Here is a 19,907-nt window from a genome sequence, read left to right as displayed (position 1 = left end):
GTGGTCAGTACGTCGCGGGTTTGCCGAACTCGTGGTCGATGAGGTGGAACAGCTCGTCGTCGCTCGCCGTCGACAGGTCGACCGCGACCGCCGCCGCCTGCCGGGGATGTCCTCCCTGCGTGCGAGCCGCCGGTTCGGCGTCGAGGAACATGGCGAGGGCCCGGGGTGACGGGTGGTCGAAGGTCGAGGTGGCCGACACACGGACACCGGCGCCGCGCAGGCGGCGGCCGAGTTCCACGGCCATCGCCGAGTCGAAGCCCAGGTCGCGGAAATCCCGCACCGGGTCGACCGATCGGGCGGAGTCGTAGCCGAGTACGGCGGCCGTGTGCTCACGCACCAGGTCCAGCAGGGCCGCCGCGCGTTCGCCGGGCGGCAGATCGAGCAGGTCGGGCCGCGACTCGGTCGGGATGGCCGCGCGCGGCGCGGGGTCGGTGCCGAGCCAGTGCGGCCGGCGTTGGAAGGCGTATCCCGGCAGGCGGACGACGCGCGTCGTTTCGGGGTCGAACGTCGCGTCCCAGTCGGGCTCGACGCCGTGGACGTGCAGTGTGGCGACGCCGGTGAGCACTTGATCGCGGCCGGCCCGGTCGCGGCGAAGGGTGCCCACGACCACGGCGCGGACGTCGTCCTCGTCGATGGTGTCCTGCACCGACGGGGTGAGCACCGGGTGCGGGCTGACCTCCACGAACACATGGTGCTCGGCCGCCAGCAACGAGCGGACCGTCCGCTCGAACAGCACCGGTTGCCGGGCGTTGCGGAACCAGTAGTCCGCGGTCAACGCGGTGGTGTCGATCCGACCGCCCGCCACGGTGGAGTAGAACGGCACCTCGGTCGACACGGGGACGACCCCGGCCAGTTCGGCAAGCATACGTTCCCGCACCTGCTCGATCTGCGCGGAGTGGCCCGCGCAGCGGACGCCGATCCGCTTGGCGCGTACGTCGGTCGCGGCGCAGGCGGCCAGCAGGCCGGTGATCGCCTCGTCCGTCCCGGTGACCACCACCGAGCGCGGACCGTTGACGGCGGCGAGGGCGAGCCGACCCGGCCACCGCTCGACCAGCCGGGTGGCGCCGGCGCGGGACAGCGACAACGCCGCCATCCCCCCGCCGGACAGCTCGGCCAGGGCCCGACTGCGCAATGCCACGACGCGGGCGGCGTCGCCCAGGGACAACGCGCCCGTGACACACGCCGCCGCGACCTCGCCCTGGGAGTGGCCCACGACCGCGGCGGGCCGGACGCCGAACGAGCGCCACACCTCGGCGAGCGACACCATCACCGCCCACAAGGCGGGCTGCGCCACGTCCAACCGGCTCAGCGGCGGAGCGCCGTCGATCCCGCGCAGGGCGTCCCACAGCGACCAGGGCACCACCGCGGACAGCGCATCGGCGCACTCCCCGATCCGCTCGCGGAACACGTCGGACTCCTCGGCGAGCGCAAGCCCCATGCCCGCCCAGTGCGAGCCCTGTCCCGGGAAGACGAACACCGGGCGGCGGTCCCCGAGCATCCGCCCGGTGGTGCCCCGGCCTGCGGCGATCTCGCGCACACCCGCGACGAGCGAGGCCCGGTCGCGGCCGAGCACGACCGCGCGGTGCTCGAACGCCGTGCGCGTCACCGCCAACGAGCGGCCGATGTCCGCCGGAAGCAGCTCGGCGTGTTCGTCCACAAAGCACGCCAGGCGGTCGGCCTGGGCGCGCAACGCGGCGGCGGATCGCGCGGACAGCACCCACGGCAACAGCCCACCGGGCGGCGATTCGGTTCGGGACGCCAATGCCTCGGGCCCGGCCGCCGGCCCGAAGTGGCGGTCGGCGCCGCCCGATTCGGACCGGGACGTCAGGGGCTCGGGCCGATCCGCCAGCACCAGGTGGCAGTTGGTGCCGCCGACGCCGAACGCACTGACCCCCGCCAACCGCAGGCCCACCTCGGCGGGCCACGGACGGCTGTCGGTGGGCACCCGCAGGTTCAGCCCGTCCAGCGGGATCGTGGGGTGCGCCGTGCGGAAGTGCAGGCTCGCCGGGACCACGCCGTGTTCCAGCGCCAATGCGGTCTTGAGCAGACCGGTGATCCCGGCCGCGGCCTCCAGGTGGCCGAAGTTGGTCTTGGCCGATCCCACGAGCAGCGGCCGGTCGCACGGTCGGTCCGCGCCGAAGACCGCGCCCACGGCGGCGGCCTCGACCGGGTCGCCCACCGGGGTGCCCGTGCCGTGCAACTCGACGTACTGCACGGCGCCGGGCTCGACGCCGGCCCGCGCGCAGGCCAGATCCAGCACCTCGCGCTGCGCCGACTCGTCCGGCGCGGCCAGCGCCGGGCCCGCGCCGTCGTGGTTGACCGCGCCGCCCAGGACCACCGCCCGCACCCGGTCGCCGTCGGCAATCGCGTCGGCCAACCGCTTGAGCACGACGAGACCGCCGCCCTCCCCGCGGACGATGCCGTTCGCCGCCTCGTCGAAGGTCGCGCAGCGGCCGTCCGGCGACAGCGCGCCGAACCGGGCGAGCGCCACCGCGCTCTCCGGCGCCAGGTTGAGGTGCACGCCGCCCGCCAGGGCGAGCGAGCAATCGTTCGACCGTAGGCTCTCGCAGGCCAGGTGCACCGCGACGAGCGAGGACGACTGCGCGGTGTCGACCACCATGCTCGGACCGCGCAGACCGAGCGTGTAGGAGATCCGGTTCGCGATCACGCCGCGCTGGAGGCCGGTGACGGTGTGCGCGGTGATCGACGACGTGCCTGCGGCGTGCGTGAGCAGCGCGTAGTCGTCGCCCGCCGCGCCGAGGAACACCCCGGTTCGGCCGCCGCGCAGCGTCGCGGGCACGATCCCGGCGTCCTCCAGGCACTCCCAGCCGAGTTCCAGCGCCAGCCGCTGACGCGGATCGACGACGGTCGCCTCCCGGGGCGAGATACCGAAGAACGCCTCGTCGAATCCGTCGACGCAGTCCAGGAATCCGCCCCGCTCGACCCCGGTGTCACCGAGCCCGGTGAACCCGGCCCGGCGGGCGTCGTCCGGAATCGAGGTGACCTCGTCCCGACCGTCCCGGAGGACCTGCCACAGTCGGTCCGGGTCCGGCGCGCCGGGCAACCGGCAGGACATCCCGACGATGGCAATCGCGGAATTGCTGACGTGGTGGCCCGATCGGGTCATCCGGTGAACTCCCGAGAAAGTGGGCCGAGTTCTCGATCCACTTTAAGGCGGGTTCGCCTGTCGCGTCATGGACCGTCACTCGATAGAGGCGCAAGAAAACCCGATGGAGTGATAACTCCGATGAGCCGTCATCGATTCACCGGTGCGCGTCTAATCTGCCGGCATGGTCGACGAAGTGCATTCTGCCGTCACCGCCGGACAAGCGGTCTACAAACCATCGATGTTGGCCATCTACGACCGGTTCGTCATCGGTTACAGCAACAGGTTCGTGTGGCGGTGCGAAACGGCCACGCAGATCGCGAACTACCGGTCGCACATCGGCACCGATCACCTGGAAATCGGCGCGGGAACGGGTTACTACCTGGATCGCTGCCGATTTCCGGCGGGCCGCCCCGCGTTGACCCTGCTGGACCTCAACCCCTCCGTGCTGCGCTACGCGGCGCGCCGGTTGGCCCGCTACGGTCCCGAGCTGGTGCGGGCGAACGCTCTGGAGCCGCTGCCGGTGCCGCCGGCGTCGTTCGACTCGGTGGGGGTGAACTACCTGCTGCACTGCCTGCCCGGCGACTGGGCGGCCAAGGAGGCCGTGCTCGGGCACGCGGCGGAGGCCGCGCGGCCCGGTGGAACGGTGTTCGGGGCGACCCTGCTGAGCCGAGGCGTGGACGTGCACCCGCGGGCGCGGCGGTGGATGGACTACTACAACCGCAAGGGGATGTTCCACAACGCCGGGGACGGGTTGCACGACCTGCGGGCCACGCTCACCGGGCGGTTCGCGGAGCACGACCTGGTGGTGCAGGGTTGCGCCGCGGTGTTCAGCGCCCGCACCCACGACTGAAACGGGTGGGCGGCCGGAGGTGCCCCGACCGCCCACCCGGGTGTGCACCGGTTACGGCAACGCGTGCTGGATGCCGGTCAGTTCGACGGAGCCGAGACCTGCCGGCGACTGACACGCGGCCGGGTCGATGGTCCCGACGTTGAATTCCGTTTCGGTGTTTCCGGCGAACTGGCCCTCGTCGACCCGCCCGAGGGACTGGCCGCCGACGGTGTCGCCGAGGAACTCCAGGGTCATCGCGCCTTCGAACTTGACCTTGTCCACCAGCCCACCCTCGAAGTTCTGCGTCCCGTGGCCCTGGTAATACAGGACCGCGGACCGGCAGTTACCCCGTCCGGTGATCTTGTCCACCTTCGCTTCACCGTCGGTGTAGACCATGTCGGTCTGGCAGTGCTTGACCGTCGCGTCGGCCGTTGCGGTGAAGTCCTGGTCGTCCGCACGCAGCGGCGGCGAGAAGGTGAGCTTCACCACGCCGGTGCACTTCCCCACGTGCCGGGCCTGCGTCCGTTCCTTCGCCGTCGCCTTGGCCGGGGACGCTTGCCGGGCGTCGTCGGACAGGCGGGCCGCCCCGGCCGATCCCGCCGCGACCACGAGGACCGCCGCCGCGGCGAGCACCCGGGAACGCCGGGCGAGTAGCCGACGGGTGCGGCCGACCGACCGTTCGCCGGACTCTTCCGCGTGGACGTCGTTGCCGATCAAGATGTGACCTCACTACCAGGGTTGGACATGGACGGAGAATGCGAATGTGGCGCCGGGCGGTCAGACGCTGCCGACCAGGACGTCGCCCGCGGCCTTCCTGTTGCTGGACACCAGTTCCCGGGTGGCCTGCTCGATCTCTTGCTTGGTGAGGTATCCGTCGTGGTCGGCGTCGAGCCGCCGGAACGCCTCGGCGGCATCGGCTTCGGACAGCCCGTCGAGCCGGAACGCGGCCAGCGCCTCGTCCTTGCTCAACTGGCCGTCGCCGTCGGTGTCGGCCAGGTCGAACACCAGCAGCGACAACGGGACGACGACCTGGTCGACGAATGACGGGTCGGCGTAGGCGGCGTACCACTCGCGCTTGTTGATCTTGTTGTCGGAGTCGGTGCCTGCGCTCTGGATCCGCTGCCAGATCTCCTGGCTCAACCGGATGGCGTCGGTGTACTTGGCGGCGTCGCGCGGCACGTTGAAGTGCTCGCGGTAACGCTCGACCATGCCGGTCAGTTCGGAGTTTTCGAGAAAACCGTCTCCGTTGTGGTCGTAGAGATCGAAAATCGCGTCGATCTTCTGGTGCAGGTAGTCAGCGGCCATGGCACACCCTCTACTCGAGAAATTTCCGTCGCCGGGAATCCCCTGGCGACCGGTACGCCCCCGGGGACGCACCCCAGGTGCTACCCCCTGGCGCCGACCCAACGCAACCATCGGCGCACAAGTTCACCCCTTTGCACGATCGTCACGCACCTCGATTTCACCGCGGGCGGGAAATTGGCCATTTCCGTTTGCACGCCGATCCGATATCGCGATAAATGGCCGCCACCATGAGCCGATTATCTGCTCGCTGTGCGCCGTAGCGCGGAAGTACGGGGCCGGCCTGCCGAGCACCATCGACTCCAGAAGGTACCGGATCGGATACTCTCCGCAATAATCCCACCGGGGCGGAAGACGGCGCCACGGTCCGGGATCCGACCGCCGTCACCACGAGCCGTCCGGAGCCGCCCGGGCCTGCGTTGATGACGCGAAGTCGCAGGAGGCCGAAGTCGGCCCGACCGCCCTTGGTCGTCACGTCCCGGGTCGGCTCTCGGGCACCGGGCCTCGGCAGCGGCGTCGACAGGGTGCCGCATCCCGAGAACGCGCACCGGATTTCGGGCAACGGGGCGAAATCTCGTCGCGGCGGTGAACACAATGGCTTCGCATCTGTGCCCTCCGGCTCCAGCCGGCCTGCACCGCCGAGACGTCCGCCCGGATCCCCTACTGGGGGCAGGCGATCATCCTGGGCACCCCCGGCGTGCTCGCTGTCGTCCACGGGCTCCGCGCCGCCGGGAAGCCCATCGGTCCGACGCCCGGCAGCGTCCCCATCACGCGGGGGCAGGCACCGGAACTGTGGCGCACCGTCACGGAGTTGGCCGAACGCGTCGGCACCGCGCCACCGTCGCGGATCCGGCTGACCATGGACACGAACGCCGCCGTCGTCGACGAATCCCCCTTCGGGTCACGGCCCGGAGCACGAAGAATGTACATCGGGCTCCCGCTGTTGGCCGGACTCGAGGCCGACCAACTCCGCGCGGTACTCGCCCACGAACTCGCGCACTACGCCCGCGGACACACCTGGATCGCGGCGATGACGCACCGCGGTTCGGTTCTCCTGCACAACGCCCGGCGCGACCGGATCGAGCCCTTCGCCCGGATCGGATCGCTAACGATCTCCCTCGGCGGCCCACGCCTGGTCCTGTCCCTGTACAGCCGGTGGTACGACCTGCTCTCACTCGCCATCCGACGCCGCCAGGAGTTCGAGGCGGACGCCATCGCGGCGCGGATCGTCGGGCCCGAGGCCCTCGCGGAAGCGCTCGCCTCGATCCCCGAAATCGCCCTGGCCTGGCGGGACTTCCAGGACCGGTTCCTGACCCCGATGTGCGCCGCGGGCCGGGCGCCGGACGACCTGCTCCGAGCGTTCGCGGAGATGCTCGCCGATCCCGAATATCGCAGCCACCTCGAATCCCGGAGCGCCGACAGCCCCGAGCCGACCCGGTCCCGCCACGATTCGCATCCGCCACTTCGCGACCGCCTCGCGGCCCTGGCCGAAATCCGCTCCGAGTCCGCACGCGGCGGGCGGGATCCGGCTCGCGCCCTCCTCAACGCGGCCGGCACCCTGCCGTCGACGACCTGGCCGGCACTCGCCCGGCTCCGGACACAGCGGGCACAGATCTCTCGGCCCTGGCGCGCCTGGCTCCGCGAGGCCACGCGCCTGGAGACGACCCGGGCCCTGGGGGAACTCGCCACGCCCGTCGGACTCATCGCCACAGCGCGTCCGCGCTCGCGGCCGGCCGTCTCGTCGGCCGACTTTCTGGAGCTGCTCGAGGCCGGCCGCGGCCGTGAACTGTCCGCCGCGCTGCGCGCCACCACATGGGGCCACCGCCGGTGGGGACTCGCCGAGAACGACCAACTCCCCGTCGCCCTCGGCAGCTTGGTGGGCCACGACCTGGTCACGGCGGGTCGGGGCACGTGGCAGGTCAACTGGGTCGGCCCGGGTAGGTTCCACCCCGCCGACGCCGATGCCGGCGCCGCCTACGCACTCGTGGGCCCTGCCGTATCGGACCCCGAGGCCGCGCACCAACTGCGCACCCGCCTCGACGTATGCCGCGTGGATGTCACTCAGCCCGCGGCGACGCCGAGCGGCACTGGCACCGATCGGCGAAACGGCCGGACCACGACCGTACGTCGGGCGGCGGACGAGTCAACGACATCCGTGCACCGGACGAGGTCCGCGCCCATCCTGGTGGGCGTCGTCCTCCTGTCCGTCCTGACCTGGACGTTCGTCCGGATATCCGACACGTCCCCGGAGCCCGATCCGCCTGTCCCGGTGAGCCCGTACGCGCGACACACAGCCGGCATCGAACCGAGTCCCCCCTCCACGCTCGTTCCCCCCGCCGGGCCGACGGCCCTGCCCTCGCGCCGATTCACCGTCGACGACGTGAAGCCTCCGCCGCCGTTCACGCTGCGACCGGATGAATGGCTGCGTCGACGCACCGGCTCGCCCGAGGGGCAATAGGGAGCGGCCACCCGTTTGCCCGATACGCTCCACCGTCGCGTCGGTCGCCACGGATCCGGCCTGCGTCGAGCGGGACGTTCTCGACGGATTCCTGGGCGCGTTCATGATGTACTCGCCGGCCCTGCGCATCTCCGTCACCGGCACCATGAACCAGGCACACCCGAACCCGAAGTACCCCCTGAACAGGGACGCCTACCGGCCGGCCGCGGGCCAGGCGGTGCCCGGTTGCAGCAAGACCCGACCGTGCGGCATCGGGCAGTCCGCCATGTCGACGACCTCGCGCGGACGCGGGTCAGTCGACATGGCTGTTCCGGCGGCGGACACGGTGGCCGATCACTGGGGATCGGCACCCTCCTCGGGCGTGCGGGCCGCCGTCACGAGCCGATTTCACCGCCCCGTGGCGGGCGCGTCGGGGATGCCGACGCTCGGGTCGGACCCGGTCAGGGCCAGTCGACCCACTGCGACCAGCCGAAGGTGAAGAGGTACGTCCGCCGCAACGCGTCCACACCCCGGATGCCGCGAAGGAACATGACCCCCAGCGTCACCAGGAACAGCGCGGCAAAGGCACCGCCCACCAGTGCGCCGATGACGGGTTGCGCCACGAAACCCACGATCACACTCGTGACGATCACGATCCCCAAACCGAGGTGCGCATCGGGCAGATCGGCCCGGAACACCTCGCGCACGGCCTCGCGCGACATCTGCATGTCGGCGTCGTAGCGCTCCCGCGCCGCCTTCGGATCGGCTGCCGGGCCCTCGGGCCACTGCTGCAGCATGCATCCCCCTCTGCCGGGCGGCCCACGTCGAACTGCCTTGGCGGGGCCACATCGTGGTGCCCTGGCCGCACCGATTATCCACACACCAGGGTCGGTTCGACTGCGGCGGTTCGCTCTCATCGGGTCGGCGCAGCGGGGCGAAGTCCTTCGCCCCACCCGCGAGCCGGGATCGGGACCGGGCCGCCGCCGCGACGTGCCGGCAGCACGACACCACCCGAGACAACGGCGGCGCGGCAACAAAGGGGTCCGGCAGGGTGATACCACGCCCGGACCGACCACGCCCCGCCACGAAGCGGCCCGGATCACAACTCGGCCACCGCCTGGGGCACTTCGACCGCAGGGGGCGCCGACCCTGACCGAGCCGGCGGCGGACGGGCCGGAGCTCCGCCGGGAACAACCGGGCCGGCCACCGACCACGCGGTGCGCATCCGACTGCGCAAGTCCGCCGAGGGGGCGTGGCTCGTTCCGGACGCTCCCGGCGTCCCGCCGGCACTGCGGCGCTTCCTCGTCGAACGCGACGCGGCCGCGATCCCGACCGTCCAACGCGAACTCTTCGCCGAGCCCACGCCGTTCCGGTGAGTCGCCTTCGCCCTCCTGCCCCCCGACGGCGGATCCGGGCCGTACGAACGGCTCTTCGGCTCCGCTGCCGCCTTCGACGCGGAGGAGACCGCGCTCGCCTTCGACTCCGCCCTGCTGGATGTCCCGCTGCCACAGGCCGACGAGCACACCGCGGTTCCGGCCCTCGCCCAGTGCCGCGACCTGTCGGCCCGCCGCCGCGTCCGGGACGTCCTGGTCGCCCGGCTCGCCGACCCGCCCGACCCCGGCGAGGTCGCCGAGGTGCTCCACCTCGCGAGCCGCACGCTCCGGCACCGGCTCGCCGCCGAGGGCACCTCGTACCGCACCCTGCTCGCCGAGGTCCGCGAGCACCTGACCGAGCAACTGCGGATGGCAGCGGGGCAGTCCGCGCGACCGGCCAGGTGGGTGGGTGCGCTATGCGATGACGAGCGATCCGGTGTCGGACTTGGCCGCTTTCACGTCCCACTCGCCGGGTTGGTAGGCATGCACGTCAAACGTCCACGCACCCGCCACCTTGGAGCCCTTACCGGCCTGAACCTCGCTCGTGCGGACCTCCGTCCACCGTTCGTAGACGCTGCGGGACGGCTCGTTGTGCGCGCCCCAGACGCCGTCGCGCCAGAGGATGCCGTCGGCGTGGACGTCGCAGTTGACACCGCTCACGCCCGCGTACCACCACGTCGGTGGGAGCCATCCCCACCAGTAGCCGCAACCGCGTATCTGAAGTTCGGTGTGCACGGACTTGGTGGTCGCGTGCGGGGCTCCGGTCGCCACCACGCAGGACTGGGCATGGGCACCGACCCATCCGCTCGACCGGGGCCATGAGCCCTTGCCCCAGTGCTCGGTCAGGTCTCCACAGCGGACCTGCGCGGCCCTGGGCGTATGGGCGCCGTCGGGATCCGCGATCCAGCGGAGCGTCTTGTCGATGGTCCAGTCGTCATTGGCAATCCGATCGTGCCCGACACAGGGAGAGACGAGGTTGTCCGCGCCCTTGAGGATGCTGGTACGGCCGGAGTGCACGAGCGACTTCTCGCCGTCCTCGTCCACGCCGACGACCGTCTTGTCACACCAATATGTGGCGGGCGGCGTCATCGGTTCGTCGCCGACATTCGATCGGAACGTCGCGTAACGGGTGTTCCCCGGCGTTTCCGTGCCGCTGTTCAACCACCTGAGAAAACCGGAGCCCGCGTCCATCTCCCTGGCCTGCTCGTCGCAAATGGGGACTATGGGAGGGCAGAAGTAGGAGAGTATCGTGCCATGGTTGGGAGTTGCGTAGGTGACCAGGTGTGCCGTGGCCGCGTGCCCCTCGTTCTGCTTCAGATAGGCGCGGGAGACCAGTCCGCCCATCGAGTGGGCGACGATGTCGATCTTCCCGTCGGGTGACCTGCCCCGCAGGTTATTTTTCTTGATGAAGGCGTCGAGCCCCTTGGCGAGGGATTTGATCGGCGTGCTGCCATTGCCCGTTTGAGACAGCCGACCGTAATCGAATCTGTACAGCTCGTCCGAGCCGTAGCCGTATTCCTTGGCCTTGTTGGCCATGTGATCCCAGGTACCACCATCGGAATGCCAGCCATGCACGAACACGATCGGCCGGTGGGCGAGCTTGCCGTCCGCGGGCACTGCGGCGGATGCGACGGGGGCGAAACCAAGAGCCGCCGCCAATGTCATGAGCATGGCAATGAATGCCCACAGTGATAATCGTTGCGGTTTCATGGATTTCCCTCTCCGAACTCGGGGAACTCGGGGAACTCGGGGATCGAATCTGCGCCGGAGATTCGAGCCTATCGGGCGACCGTATCCGCATCAATCAACAACCGGAAAATGGCCGATTCCCGTCATCGGCGCGGGTTCGGAATTCTGTAATCCGTTTGAGCAGGCGTATTCGTCCCGCCTGCCGCCGTCGGTGGGAGCCCCCGCATCGTGTGGGCACGTGGGCCGCGCGCTGCGACGGAACCCGGGCTGGGTGGGGCTCCCCCGGCGGATGGGTGTGTCGCCGAGATGTGGCGCGAGCACGACGGTGCGGAGGAGTTCGAACGACTCGCGCTCGGCGTGGGCTTCGGGGCAGGGGCGCGGCTTTCGGATTGCCGACCGACATCGGTCCGTGCGCGCACGATCCGGGTGCGGGTTCGTGGTGGATGACCGTTCCTCTCCCAGCGTGTGAGGAAACGATGACAACCCCTCTGAGTAGGGATTTCAGCGGCTCTACTGAACGGCATGAACAGCGAGACCAACCCCTCCACCCGCCGTCGGCGCACCCTCCGGCTCACCGCGCGAATCGCCCTCGTCACTGCGGCGGGGGTCTTCGGGCTCTCCGCCTGCGACGAGTCCGACAAGAAGAGCGACGCCGCCGACGGCCGGTCCGATTCGGCCGCCTCGGCCACCGCTCCCTCCGCCACAGCCCGCGCGGGCCGGGAACCGTCCGGCGCCGGGAGCAAGAACGTCAAACTCGCCAAGCTGCTGTGGATGGGTGACTCCATCGGCGAAGTCGAGGCCCCCGCGCTCGGGGCGGCGATGAAGGCCAACGGCACGGAGTTCAAGTCGATGGCGGCCGCCGGTGGCGGCGGTGTCATCGGCGAGGTGGCCGAACCCACCTGGGAACAACTGCCGAACGAACTCGGCTCCTTCAAGCCGAACGTCGTCGTCTACCAGATCACGACCTACGACTGGGGCAAGACAGCGGAACAACACGCGAGTTACGAACGACTGGTCAAGACGGTGACCGACGCGGGCGCCGAACTCGTCATCGTGTCCGCGCCGCCGTTCAAGATCGACGACTTCTACAAACCGCACGAGGCCGAGATCAAGACCGCCGCGAAGTCGGCCAAGGACGTGGCGGACAAGCACCCGGGCAAGGTGCGCTTCCTCGACGCCGCAGCCCTGTGGGGCACCGACGGCACCGCTGCCAAGGCACAACGAAGCAACGACGGCATCCACTCCTGTCAGCAGGGTTCGGCCGCGTTCGCCAACTGGTTGGGCAAGGAACTCGGCAGGCAGTACTCCTTCACACCGGCGGCAGTGGACCGTTGGGCCACCGGGTCGTGGACCGGCGACAAGGTCTACGGACGACTCGGCTGCAAGTAGTCGACCCCGGGCGATGCGCCCGCCTCCCCGCACACAGTGACAGTGACAGTGATCGAGGGGCGCAACGGGCCCGGGCTCGTTGCGCCCCGCGTCTTTCGGAGACATACCCCATGCCTGCGCAGACTTCCCATCGGCGTATCCATCGGCGGGTTCCCACGCCGTCCGCAACGCCCGCGAGCCCGCCCGCCTCCGCCAAACCGCACATCGGACCGCTGGACGGTCTGCGCGGTGTGGCTGTCGCGGCGGTACTGCTCTTCCACGCCGGACACTTCGGCGGCGGCTTCCTGGGCGTCGACCTGTTCTTCGTACTGTCCGGGTTCCTGATCACCGGACTGCTGCTGAAGGAGGCGGCGGCCGGCAACGGCCGCATCGACCTCGTCGCGTTCTGGGGCCGGCGGGCCCGCCGCCTGTTGCCCGCACTCGCCGTCATGGTGTCCGGTACTTTGTTGCTGGTGTGGGCCTTCGGCTCGTCCGCGCTGATCCGCAATGCGCTCGACGACGGTCCGTGGGTGGTGGCGAACCTCGCCAACTGGCACTTCATCGCGGACAAGATGGGCTACTGGAACTCCGCCGACACCCGGGTCTTCAGCCACCTGTGGAGCATCGCCGTCGAGGAGCAGTTCTACCTGTTCTGGCCACTGCTCCTGGTTCTGGTGGCCCGGGGCCGGAACGCGGGCCGAAACGTCGCCGTCGTCGCGGCGGCCGGGGCTCTGGTCTCGCCGGCCCTGATGATCGATCTCACCGATCCGATCGACACCACCCGGGTCTACGAGGGCACCGACACGCGTGCCTTCTCCCTGCTCCTGGGCGCCCTGGTGGCCACTGCGCCGGCCACTCGCGCGGTGGCCCGCCTGGGCGAGCACGTGGCCGGGTGGATCTCTTTGGCTCTGGTGTGCGGCATCGGCGCGTACTGGGTCGTGGCCGACGGTGAGAAGTCCCCCTCACTGTTCCAGGGGGGAATGTTCCTCCACGCGCTGGCCGCCGCCGTCCTCATCGCCTGCCTCACCCGGGCACCGGGCAGCCACGTCGGCCGGGTCCTGGGCAGCACTCCGTTGCGCTGGACCGGTCTGCTCTCGTACAGCCTCTACCTGTGGCACTGGCCGATTTACCTGCTGCTGGACGAGGAACGTCTCGGCCTCTCGGGCTGGGGGCGGACGACGGTCATCGTGGCGGTTTCCGTTGCCGCCGCCGTACTTTCCAAGTTCCTGGTGGAGGATCCGATCCGCTTCCGGGCCCGTTGGGCGCGTGGTCGGACCGGGGCCGTCGCCCTGTTGGCCACGTTCGCCGCGTTGGCGGCCCTGTGGGCGGTCATACCGGAGCCCCACGGTGGGGCAGCCTCCGTGGACATCACCCAACTCACCGCCGGATGACGGGTGTTGCCCGGGCCGGGGTGAGGCGGCGGTCCGTGGTCGGTCGTCGGAGCGGGTTCACGATTGCGGGAAGCTGTAGTGGTAGCCCTGTTCGTCGAACCAGGTCAGGAGCTTTTCGAGAGCCTGGAAGGACTGTTCGCGGTTGCCGCCCCCGTCGTGCATCAAAACGGTGGGTCCCTTGGTCAGTTGTTGTTGGACGCGGGTGACGATGGTGTCGACTCCGGGGCGCTGGTAGTCGCTCGGGTCGACGTTCCAACCGAGCGGACGCATGCCGTGGTCGGCGGCGACCTGGCGGCTTTCCGGGGTGAACGCGCCACCGGGTGCGCGGTAGTACCAGATCCGTCGGCCTCCCGACGCCTGGTCGATCATGTCCTTGGCGTCGAGGACTTCTCGGGTCTGGTAGTCGACCGGCTTCTTGTCCATGCCGGTGTCGTGATGCACGGAGTGGTCGCACAGGCGGTGGCCGGCATCGACGATCCTGCCCAGCAGTTCGGGGTTGGCCTTGGCGGCGGGCCCCAGGACGCAGAACACGGCCTTGGCGCCGTGTTTGGCGAGCAGTTCCAGGAAGCGGGGCGTCCACACGGCGTCCGGGCCGTCGTCGAGGGTGAGGTTGACCGCCTTGCCGCCGTCCTGCGAGTGTCGTGAGATCGATGGGTCGACCTTGCCGCTCTCCTTTGCGGGTGGGGCGATCGGCGGTTCGACACCGGCGCCGCCCGGCGCCGGGCGGGCCGCCTGGTAGGTGCTGCCGACGGGTCGGTTCGCCGATGTGTCGGCGGTGCCACCGCAACTCGTGAGGGCCGCCGCGGTCACCATGAGGGCTATTGCCGTACCCGCGCCCCTCGTCAGGTCGAGGCGACGTATTCCACCAATCGTCATGGGTATTCCTGTCTCGATATCCCGGGTCTCGGTTCGACTGCTCGCCGAGCCAAACACGTTCGGGTATCGAAACCGGAGGCTGTCATCGTCTCGTCACATATCGCGCACAGATCCGTCATCCCGGGACCATACGGTGGTCAACGAGGCCCTGAGCTGCACGAGCAGGCGTCGACACGCCCGCCGACCGGCTCGGGGCGGGATCGGTACCGCGAAATCCGTCGTAACGTCGAACGGCACCGCGAACTGCCGTTCCCGCCCCACCACAACGTCTTCGGACGGCCCGGACACGGTCCCCCATAATCCGCCGTGACGACTCAGCAGGGAATTGTCACCACCATGCCACGCGTATTGCTTATCGAAGACGACCCCGCGGTCCAAAGAGGTGTCGGTATCGCGCTGCGGCGGCGCGGCCACGAGGTCGCCGTCGCGGCCACCGGGGAGGCCGGACTCGCCGCCCTGCGGGACTTCCGCCCCGATCTTGTCCTGCTGGACCTGATGTTGCCGGGCATGAACGGCCTGGAGGTGTGCCGCCGGATCCGGGAGCGACACCAACTCCCGATCATCATCCTCACCGCTCGCGGCGACGACATCGACGTCGTGGTCGGCCTGGAGGCCGGCGCGGACGACTACATCGTCAAGCCGGCCGGCGGCGAGGTCCTGGGCGCCCGCATCAAGGCCACCCTGCGCCGCGCCGTTCCCGCCGACACCGAAGACGGCACCGCCGGGGACTCGATGGCGCCCCCGGTCGACCGGTACGGCGTGCTGACCATCGACCGGGCCGCGCTCATCGTGTCCAAGAACGGAACCGACCTCGCACTCGCACCCTCCGAACTCAAGCTGCTGTTGTACCTGTCCGCCTCCGCCGGGCGCGTCTACAGCCGCGACATCCTCCTCGAACGTGTCTGGGAACACAGCTTCGCCGGGGACGCCCGACTGGTGGACGCGTGCGTGCTGCGGCTGCGCGGGAAGATCGAGGACGACCCGCGCCGGCCACGCTACGTACAGACGGTCCGCGGCTTCGGTTACCGATTCGGACCGCTGTGACCGAGCCCCGTGCGCGTGGCACGACCCGGTCGCCGGGACCGTTCGGACGCCGGCCGTCGTTGCGCGGTCTGCGCCCTCGGTTGATCGTCGCCTTCCTCCTGGTCGCCGCGTTCAGCGCGCTGATCACCTCCGCGCTGACCTTCGACCGGGCCCGCAACGCGATCCTGGACCGCACCCAAGGCGCCGTGACCGACGAACTGCGCGCCCAACTCGACTCGCGCGCGCCCGACCTGCCGTATCCGCCCAGCACCGAGAACCTGCTGGAGTTGACCGTCCTGCTCGACCGCGCGGGCACCGCGCGCGATTGGCGCACCCACGTCTCCTACCAGGACGGCCCGCTCATCCCCGCCCAGCCGCCCGGCGCCCCCGGCGCGGTCACCGCGGCGCTGCGCTCCGCGGTGTTGCGGCAAAACGGCGCGGTGGCCCAGCGGGTGACGGGGGCCGACGGCCCGCGGCTGGTCGTCGGGATGCCGATCCTGCACGCGGGGCAGGGCGGCGCCCCCACCCGGATCGTGGTGTACGCCGAAATGTCCCTGCGCGGCGAGCAGGCCGACATCCACGCCCTGGTCACCGCGGCCCGCTACGGCGCGATCCCCGCCGTCGCCCTCGCCCTCGTCCCGGCACTCATCGCCGCAGCGCACGTGCTTCGCCCGGTACGGCGGCTGCGCGCGGGTGCCCACCGGATCGCCGAGGGCGAGCTCGACACCCGCATCCCCGTCCGCGGCACCGGCGAACTCGCGGACCTGACCGCCACGTTCAACACCATGGCCGACACCATCGAACGCGACGCCGCCGAACGGCGCCGCCTGGAGGCCGGCGCCCGGCGGTTCGCGGCCGATGTCTCCCACGAACTGCGAACCCCGCTCGCGGCGATGGTCGCGGTGACCGAGGTCCTCGACGAGGACACCGCCCACCTGGACCCGGACACCTCCGAAGCACTGCGGCTGGTGGCCGAGGAGACCCGCAAACTCGCCCGCATGGTCGACGACCTGATGGAGATCTCCCGCTTCGACGCCGGGGCCGCGATCCTGCACACCGACGAGGTCGACGTCGCCACCGCGGTCCGCCGGACCCTGCGCGCCCGCGGCTGGACCGACCGGGTGGAGACCGAACTCCCGCACGGTATCCGCATCGTCCTCGACCCTCGCCGCTTCGACGTCGCCCTCGCCAACCTGGTCGGCAACGCCCTGCGGCACGGCGGCAGCCCCGTCCGGGTGGTGCTGCGCCGCGCCGAGGGCCGGGTCGCCCTCGACGTGGTCGACCACGGCCCCGGGCTCGATCCGGCCGTGCTCGCGCACATCTTCGACCGCTTCTACAAGGCCGACTCGGCCCGGACCCGATCCGAGGGCAGCGGCCTGGGACTTGCCATCGCCCGCGAGAACATCCGCCTGCACGGCGGGACCCTACGCGCGGTCAACGCCGCAGACCGAGGCACCGTGTTCACCATCGAACTCCCCCTCGTCCCGCCGGCCGCCGTACCGAACCCCCGACACCTCGACGACATCGGCGCACCCGGAACCGATCACCACGGCGAGCCCGCGTCGTCGGACGAGGTCGGACACCAACGTCCGGAGGATCAGTGAAGCTCCCCACCACCGTGCTCGCCGCCGTCGTGGCCGCCCTCGTCGCCGGATGCGGCATCTCCACCACGAAGCCACACGGAGTCGGTCCCCCGGCCGGCGGCGTTCCGCAGATCGGCACCGTCCCCGACCGGGCTCGCCTGTTCTTCGTGTCTTCCGACGGTGTCCAAGCCGTGTCCCGACCCACCGACACGTCCCTCGACCCCGGCCAAGCGGTCGCACTGCTGCTGAAGGGACCGACCGAGGCCGAACGGCGGCGGGGATTCTCGACCGCCCTGGCGGATGTGGCCGGCCGGGTCGGCGTCGACACCGGGGACGGCGAGGTCACCTTCACGCTGCCCCTCGACGCCGGCCGAGTGCCGGTGGAGGCGATCCACCAACTCACCTGCACCGCGGCCAACGCCCGCGTTCCGGGTGGTCGAGCCGTCACCGATGTGGACATCAACTTCCGCGAGATCGGCAAGCCGGGCGTGTGGGGCCCGTTGCACTGCAACGTCGCCGGCTACTACGCGCAGCCCGAAGGACCCCGCTCCCCGGGGAGCCTTTCCGGCTGAGCGCGCGTGCCGCCGCAGCCGGGCAGACGTTCGCGTTGATGCGTCTGCCCTGAAGAGCCTGCCAGGTGGTCCGCGACGTGGCCAGAAGTTGGCCGGACGTTTGCCTGATACTTCGCGGCTATTCGGACAGTCGCCGCAGCCATTCCGTCAGGAGTTGTTGTTCGGCGTCGCTGAGGGTGCTCTGGCCGGGCAGTGCCGCGCGCAGGGCGCGGGCGGCGCCGGCCGGCCCCGGCTCCCGCACGGCCGGTTCCCGGGTGGTGACGGTGGTGATCATCGCTTCGCGCAATGCGACGAGGAGTGCGCGGTCTCGCTCGGATTCGGGCACGGACAGCCAGGTCAGGATGGCGCCGCCGGCGGTGGCGTGGACGATCTGGGCGGCGAGGTCCTCTTCCACGCCCAGGAGGCCCGCGGCGGCGATGCGGCGGATGCGGTCCTTGAGGCGTTCGAAACCGATCCGGAAGACGGCGGTGGACCGGGTGGGTTCGCCGTACATCAGGGTGTACAGCGCGGGGTTGGCCAGTCCGAACTCGACCACGACGTCCCAGCCGTCGCGCAGTTCCCCGACCGGATCCTGCGGGGCGGGATCGATCTGCTCCTTGGCGGCCAGGAACCGGGTGAAGCCGTACTCGGCCACTGCGTCCAGCAGCCCCTCCTTGTCGCCGAACAGCCGGTACAGGGCCGGTGGTTGCAGTCCGGCGGCGTCGGCGACCGCCCGGGTGGTGACCGCATCGCGGCCGCCACGCTCCAGCAGGTCGATCGCGGCGTCGACGACTCGGCGGCGCGTCTGCTCGCGCGCGGCGGTGCCGGGCTCCGCGGCAAGCCGTGTATGGGTCGGTTCGACAGGCATGGATCAACGATATCGCCGTTGGGGCCACAGCGTTACTACCATCGATATCAGTTCCACGTTGACATTGATAATATCGCCGATAGCATCGGAGACGTTCCATTGGAAACATCAGATCAGCGCGAGGAGAACCGTCGTGTCCGACCGGCTGCGGATCATCGGGGTGGAAGAGACCGTCGTCGTACCGGCCGTCTACGAGGCGTACCAGCGGGCCGGATCGCCGCAGATCTTCTCGCGTGGCTTCGGGGACGGCCCGATCGCGAAGAACCTGCACGAGGTCGGCGAGCAGCGGCTGGCGCACATGGACGACCAGGGCATCGACGTCGCGGTGTTGTCCCTGTCGTCTCCGGGCGTGCAGGACCTGCCGGCAGCCGACGCCGTCGCGGTGGCCCGCGACGCCAATGACCAGCTCGCCGGGATCGTCGCCGCCCGGCCCGACCGCTTCCGGGCGTTCGCCGCGATACCCACCCAGTCACCGGCCGCGACCGCGGCCGAGCTGGAACGCGCGGTGTGCGAACTGGGCTTTCCCGGAGCCATGTTGTACGGCCGCACCGGGGACAAGCCGGCCGACCACCCGGACAACGACGAGCTGTACGCCACCGCCGAGCGGCTGGCCGTGCCGCTGCACTTCCACCCGCAGACGCCGGTCCGGCCCGTCGTCGACGCCTACTACGCCAACCTTCCGGAACCCATGGGCACCGTGCCGGCCGGGGCCGGACTGGGCTGGTACTACGACCTCGGCGTCCAGTACCTGCGGATGATCTTCTCGGGCGTCTTCGATCGGTTCCCCGACCTGCAGGTGATCGCCGGACACTGGGGCGAGGTCGTCATGTTCTACCTCGACCACACCGGCTTCTTCGCCGAGGCGGGCGGTCTGCGCCGGCCCCTGGCGGACTACTTCACGCAGAACTTCTGGGTCGCCGGCAGCGGCACCAACAGCCCCCGCTACCTGCGCTGGACCGCCGAAGTGATGGGCACCGACCGGATGTTGTACTCCACCGACTACCCCTTCACCTACGGCTTCCGCCCGGGCGGTTTCCCCTACGTCGACACCAGCAACGGCGCAGCCCGCTCCTTCCTGGAGAACTCGCCCTTCACCGACGACCAGAAAGCCGACATCGGCCACCGCAACTGGGAACGCCTCACCGCCCGCGCCAAACGCCCGACGGCCTGAAGCATCACCCACGGGGGCCGACCCGAACACCACCAGGGGCGGCCTCCCCGCGGAGGGAGGCCGCCTGTCTCATGGGCCGAGCGGGTGATCGGTTTCGTGTGTCGACCCGGTCAGTTCCAGCAGCCGGCCGCGAAGGACACGGTCGCGCAGAGCGGGCCGGACAGCAGCCAGGTGCTCCGGGCGAACTTGCCGGTGTGGACGTCGCCGCCGGAGATCATGGTGAGGTCGATGTCACCGGACGGGTGGGCGACGCCGGGCAGTTCCTCGCGCCGGTCCTCGTCCTTCCAGGCGCGGATCAGGTCGTCGATGTCGTTCGGGTTGCTCATGACGGTCCTTC

17 protein-coding genes are annotated in these 19,907 nt (G+C 70.3%); 9 read left to right on the top strand and 8 right to left on the bottom strand.

What is annotated here, in order from left to right:
* Positions 1 to 4 precede the first annotated feature (4 nt).
* Complete coding sequence (locus tag ABIA38_RS16085; protein WP_424639322.1) at positions 5 to 3,127, bottom strand: type I polyketide synthase; 3,123 nt, start codon at positions 3,125 to 3,127, stop codon at positions 5 to 7.
* Positions 3,128 to 3,290: 163 nt separating this feature from the next.
* Here ABIA38_RS16085 and ABIA38_RS16080 point away from each other — a divergent pair, with 163 nt between their 5' ends.
* Positions 3,291 to 3,959: a class I SAM-dependent methyltransferase gene (locus tag ABIA38_RS16080; RefSeq protein ID WP_424639321.1), complete on the top strand. Its 669-nt coding sequence runs from the start codon at positions 3,291 to 3,293 to the stop codon at positions 3,957 to 3,959.
* 51 nt (positions 3,960 to 4,010) lie between these two features.
* Here ABIA38_RS16080 and ABIA38_RS16075 read toward each other — a convergent pair whose 3' ends face one another.
* Complete coding sequence (locus ABIA38_RS16075; RefSeq protein WP_424639320.1) at positions 4,011 to 4,655, bottom strand: hypothetical protein; 645 nt, start codon at positions 4,653 to 4,655, stop codon at positions 4,011 to 4,013.
* A 60-nt stretch (positions 4,656 to 4,715) separates the two neighbouring features.
* Complete coding sequence (locus tag ABIA38_RS16070) at positions 4,716 to 5,243, bottom strand: EF-hand domain-containing protein (protein WP_424639319.1); 528 nt, start codon at positions 5,241 to 5,243, stop codon at positions 4,716 to 4,718.
* A gap of 694 nt (positions 5,244 to 5,937) precedes the next feature.
* Here ABIA38_RS16070 and ABIA38_RS16065 point away from each other — a divergent pair.
* The gene (locus ABIA38_RS16065; protein ID WP_424639318.1) at positions 5,938 to 7,698 is read left to right on the top strand and encodes a M48 family metallopeptidase; all 1,761 of its coding nucleotides are present in this window, start codon (positions 5,938 to 5,940) and stop codon (positions 7,696 to 7,698) included.
* Positions 7,699 to 8,138: 440 nt separating this feature from the next.
* Here ABIA38_RS16065 and ABIA38_RS16060 read toward each other — a convergent pair whose 3' ends face one another.
* Positions 8,139 to 8,474 (bottom strand): hypothetical protein, encoded by a 336-nt coding sequence (locus tag ABIA38_RS16060; RefSeq protein ID WP_424639317.1) that lies wholly within the window; start codon positions 8,472 to 8,474, stop codon positions 8,139 to 8,141.
* A gap of 420 nt (positions 8,475 to 8,894) precedes the next feature.
* On the opposite strand from ABIA38_RS16060, the gene ABIA38_RS16055 reads away from it, so the two are divergent.
* Complete coding sequence (locus ABIA38_RS16055; protein WP_424639316.1) at positions 8,895 to 9,053, top strand: hypothetical protein; 159 nt, start codon at positions 8,895 to 8,897, stop codon at positions 9,051 to 9,053.
* A gap of 411 nt (positions 9,054 to 9,464) precedes the next feature.
* On the opposite strand, the gene ABIA38_RS16050 is transcribed toward ABIA38_RS16055, so the two are convergent.
* Complete coding sequence (locus ABIA38_RS16050; protein WP_424639315.1) at positions 9,465 to 10,760, bottom strand: esterase/lipase family protein; 1,296 nt, start codon at positions 10,758 to 10,760, stop codon at positions 9,465 to 9,467.
* A 501-nt stretch (positions 10,761 to 11,261) separates the two neighbouring features.
* Here ABIA38_RS16050 and ABIA38_RS16045 point away from each other — a divergent pair.
* Together ABIA38_RS16045 and ABIA38_RS16040 are read left to right on the top strand one after the other, a co-directional pair.
* Positions 11,262 to 12,128 carry an SGNH/GDSL hydrolase family protein gene (locus ABIA38_RS16045; protein WP_424639314.1) on the top strand — a complete coding sequence of 289 codons (867 nt, stop codon included), beginning with the start codon at positions 11,262 to 11,264 and terminating at the stop codon, positions 12,126 to 12,128.
* A gap of 110 nt (positions 12,129 to 12,238) precedes the next feature.
* A complete protein-coding gene (locus ABIA38_RS16040) occupies positions 12,239 to 13,498 on the top strand; it encodes an acyltransferase family protein (protein WP_424639313.1) in 1,260 nt (419 codons plus the stop codon).
* 57 nt (positions 13,499 to 13,555) lie between these two features.
* Here the strand turns inward: ABIA38_RS16040 and ABIA38_RS16035 are convergent, their stop codons facing one another.
* The gene (locus ABIA38_RS16035; protein ID WP_424639491.1) at positions 13,556 to 14,311 is read right to left on the bottom strand and encodes a polysaccharide deacetylase family protein; all 756 of its coding nucleotides are present in this window, start codon (positions 14,309 to 14,311) and stop codon (positions 13,556 to 13,558) included.
* Positions 14,312 to 14,710: 399 nt separating this feature from the next.
* Here ABIA38_RS16035 and ABIA38_RS16030 point away from each other — a divergent pair, with 399 nt between their 5' ends.
* From ABIA38_RS16030 to ABIA38_RS16020, 3 genes are all read left to right on the top strand, one after another.
* Positions 14,711 to 15,418 carry a response regulator gene (locus ABIA38_RS16030; RefSeq protein WP_424639312.1) on the top strand — a complete coding sequence of 236 codons (708 nt, stop codon included), beginning with the start codon at positions 14,711 to 14,713 and terminating at the stop codon, positions 15,416 to 15,418.
* A gap of 80 nt (positions 15,419 to 15,498) precedes the next feature.
* A complete protein-coding gene (locus ABIA38_RS16025) occupies positions 15,499 to 17,001 on the top strand; it encodes an ATP-binding protein (protein WP_424639490.1) in 1,503 nt (500 codons plus the stop codon).
* On the top strand, positions 16,998 to 17,552 hold the full coding sequence (locus ABIA38_RS16020) for a hypothetical protein (protein WP_424639311.1): 555 nt from the start codon (positions 16,998 to 17,000) through the stop codon (positions 17,550 to 17,552). Before ABIA38_RS16025 ends, ABIA38_RS16020 begins: the two co-directional genes overlap by 4 nt.
* A gap of 118 nt (positions 17,553 to 17,670) precedes the next feature.
* Here the strand turns inward: ABIA38_RS16020 and ABIA38_RS16015 are convergent, their stop codons facing one another.
* Positions 17,671 to 18,399, bottom strand: a complete 729-nt coding sequence (locus ABIA38_RS16015; RefSeq protein ID WP_424639310.1) for a TetR/AcrR family transcriptional regulator — start codon at positions 18,397 to 18,399, stop codon at positions 17,671 to 17,673.
* A 133-nt stretch (positions 18,400 to 18,532) separates the two neighbouring features.
* Between ABIA38_RS16015 and ABIA38_RS16010 the strand changes: the two genes are divergently transcribed.
* Positions 18,533 to 19,570: an amidohydrolase family protein gene (locus tag ABIA38_RS16010; protein WP_424639309.1), complete on the top strand. Its 1,038-nt coding sequence runs from the start codon at positions 18,533 to 18,535 to the stop codon at positions 19,568 to 19,570.
* Between the two features lie 110 nt (positions 19,571 to 19,680).
* Here the strand turns inward: ABIA38_RS16010 and ABIA38_RS16005 are convergent, their stop codons facing one another.
* On the bottom strand, positions 19,681 to 19,896 hold the full coding sequence (locus ABIA38_RS16005) for a mersacidin/lichenicidin family type 2 lantibiotic (protein ID WP_424639308.1): 216 nt from the start codon (positions 19,894 to 19,896) through the stop codon (positions 19,681 to 19,683).
* Positions 19,897 to 19,907 lie beyond the last annotated feature (11 nt).

The organism is Embleya sp. AB8, assembly GCF_049739465.1.
Taxonomy (GTDB): Bacteria; Actinomycetota; Actinomycetes; order Streptomycetales; family Streptomycetaceae; genus Embleya.
Note: the sequence above shows the minus strand (reverse complement) of the source record. Positions and strands in the feature narration are given on the sequence as shown.

Excerpts from the sequence above, each read along its gene's own strand:
- ABIA38_RS16085 (WP_424639322.1), bottom strand. The coding sequence starts at position 3,127 with ATGACCCGATCGGGCCACCACGTCAGCAATTCCGCGATTGCCATCGTC.
- ABIA38_RS16080 (WP_424639321.1), top strand. The coding sequence starts at position 3,291 with ATGGTCGACGAAGTGCATTCTGCCGTCACCGCCGGACAAGCGGTCTAC.
- ABIA38_RS16070 (WP_424639319.1), bottom strand. The coding sequence starts at position 5,243 with ATGGCCGCTGACTACCTGCACCAGAAGATCGACGCGATTTTCGATCTC.
- ABIA38_RS16060 (WP_424639317.1), bottom strand. The coding sequence starts at position 8,474 with ATGCTGCAGCAGTGGCCCGAGGGCCCGGCAGCCGATCCGAAGGCGGCG.
- ABIA38_RS16050 (WP_424639315.1), bottom strand. The coding sequence starts at position 10,760 with ATGAAACCGCAACGATTATCACTGTGGGCATTCATTGCCATGCTCATG.
- ABIA38_RS16045 (WP_424639314.1), top strand. The coding sequence starts at position 11,262 with ATGAACAGCGAGACCAACCCCTCCACCCGCCGTCGGCGCACCCTCCGG.
- ABIA38_RS16040 (WP_424639313.1), top strand. The coding sequence starts at position 12,239 with ATGCCTGCGCAGACTTCCCATCGGCGTATCCATCGGCGGGTTCCCACG.
- ABIA38_RS16035 (WP_424639491.1), bottom strand. The coding sequence starts at position 14,311 with ATGGTGACCGCGGCGGCCCTCACGAGTTGCGGTGGCACCGCCGACACA.
- ABIA38_RS16030 (WP_424639312.1), top strand. The coding sequence starts at position 14,711 with ATGCCACGCGTATTGCTTATCGAAGACGACCCCGCGGTCCAAAGAGGT.
- ABIA38_RS16015 (WP_424639310.1), bottom strand. The coding sequence starts at position 18,399 with ATGCCTGTCGAACCGACCCATACACGGCTTGCCGCGGAGCCCGGCACC.
- ABIA38_RS16005 (WP_424639308.1), bottom strand. The coding sequence starts at position 19,896 with ATGAGCAACCCGAACGACATCGACGACCTGATCCGCGCCTGGAAGGAC.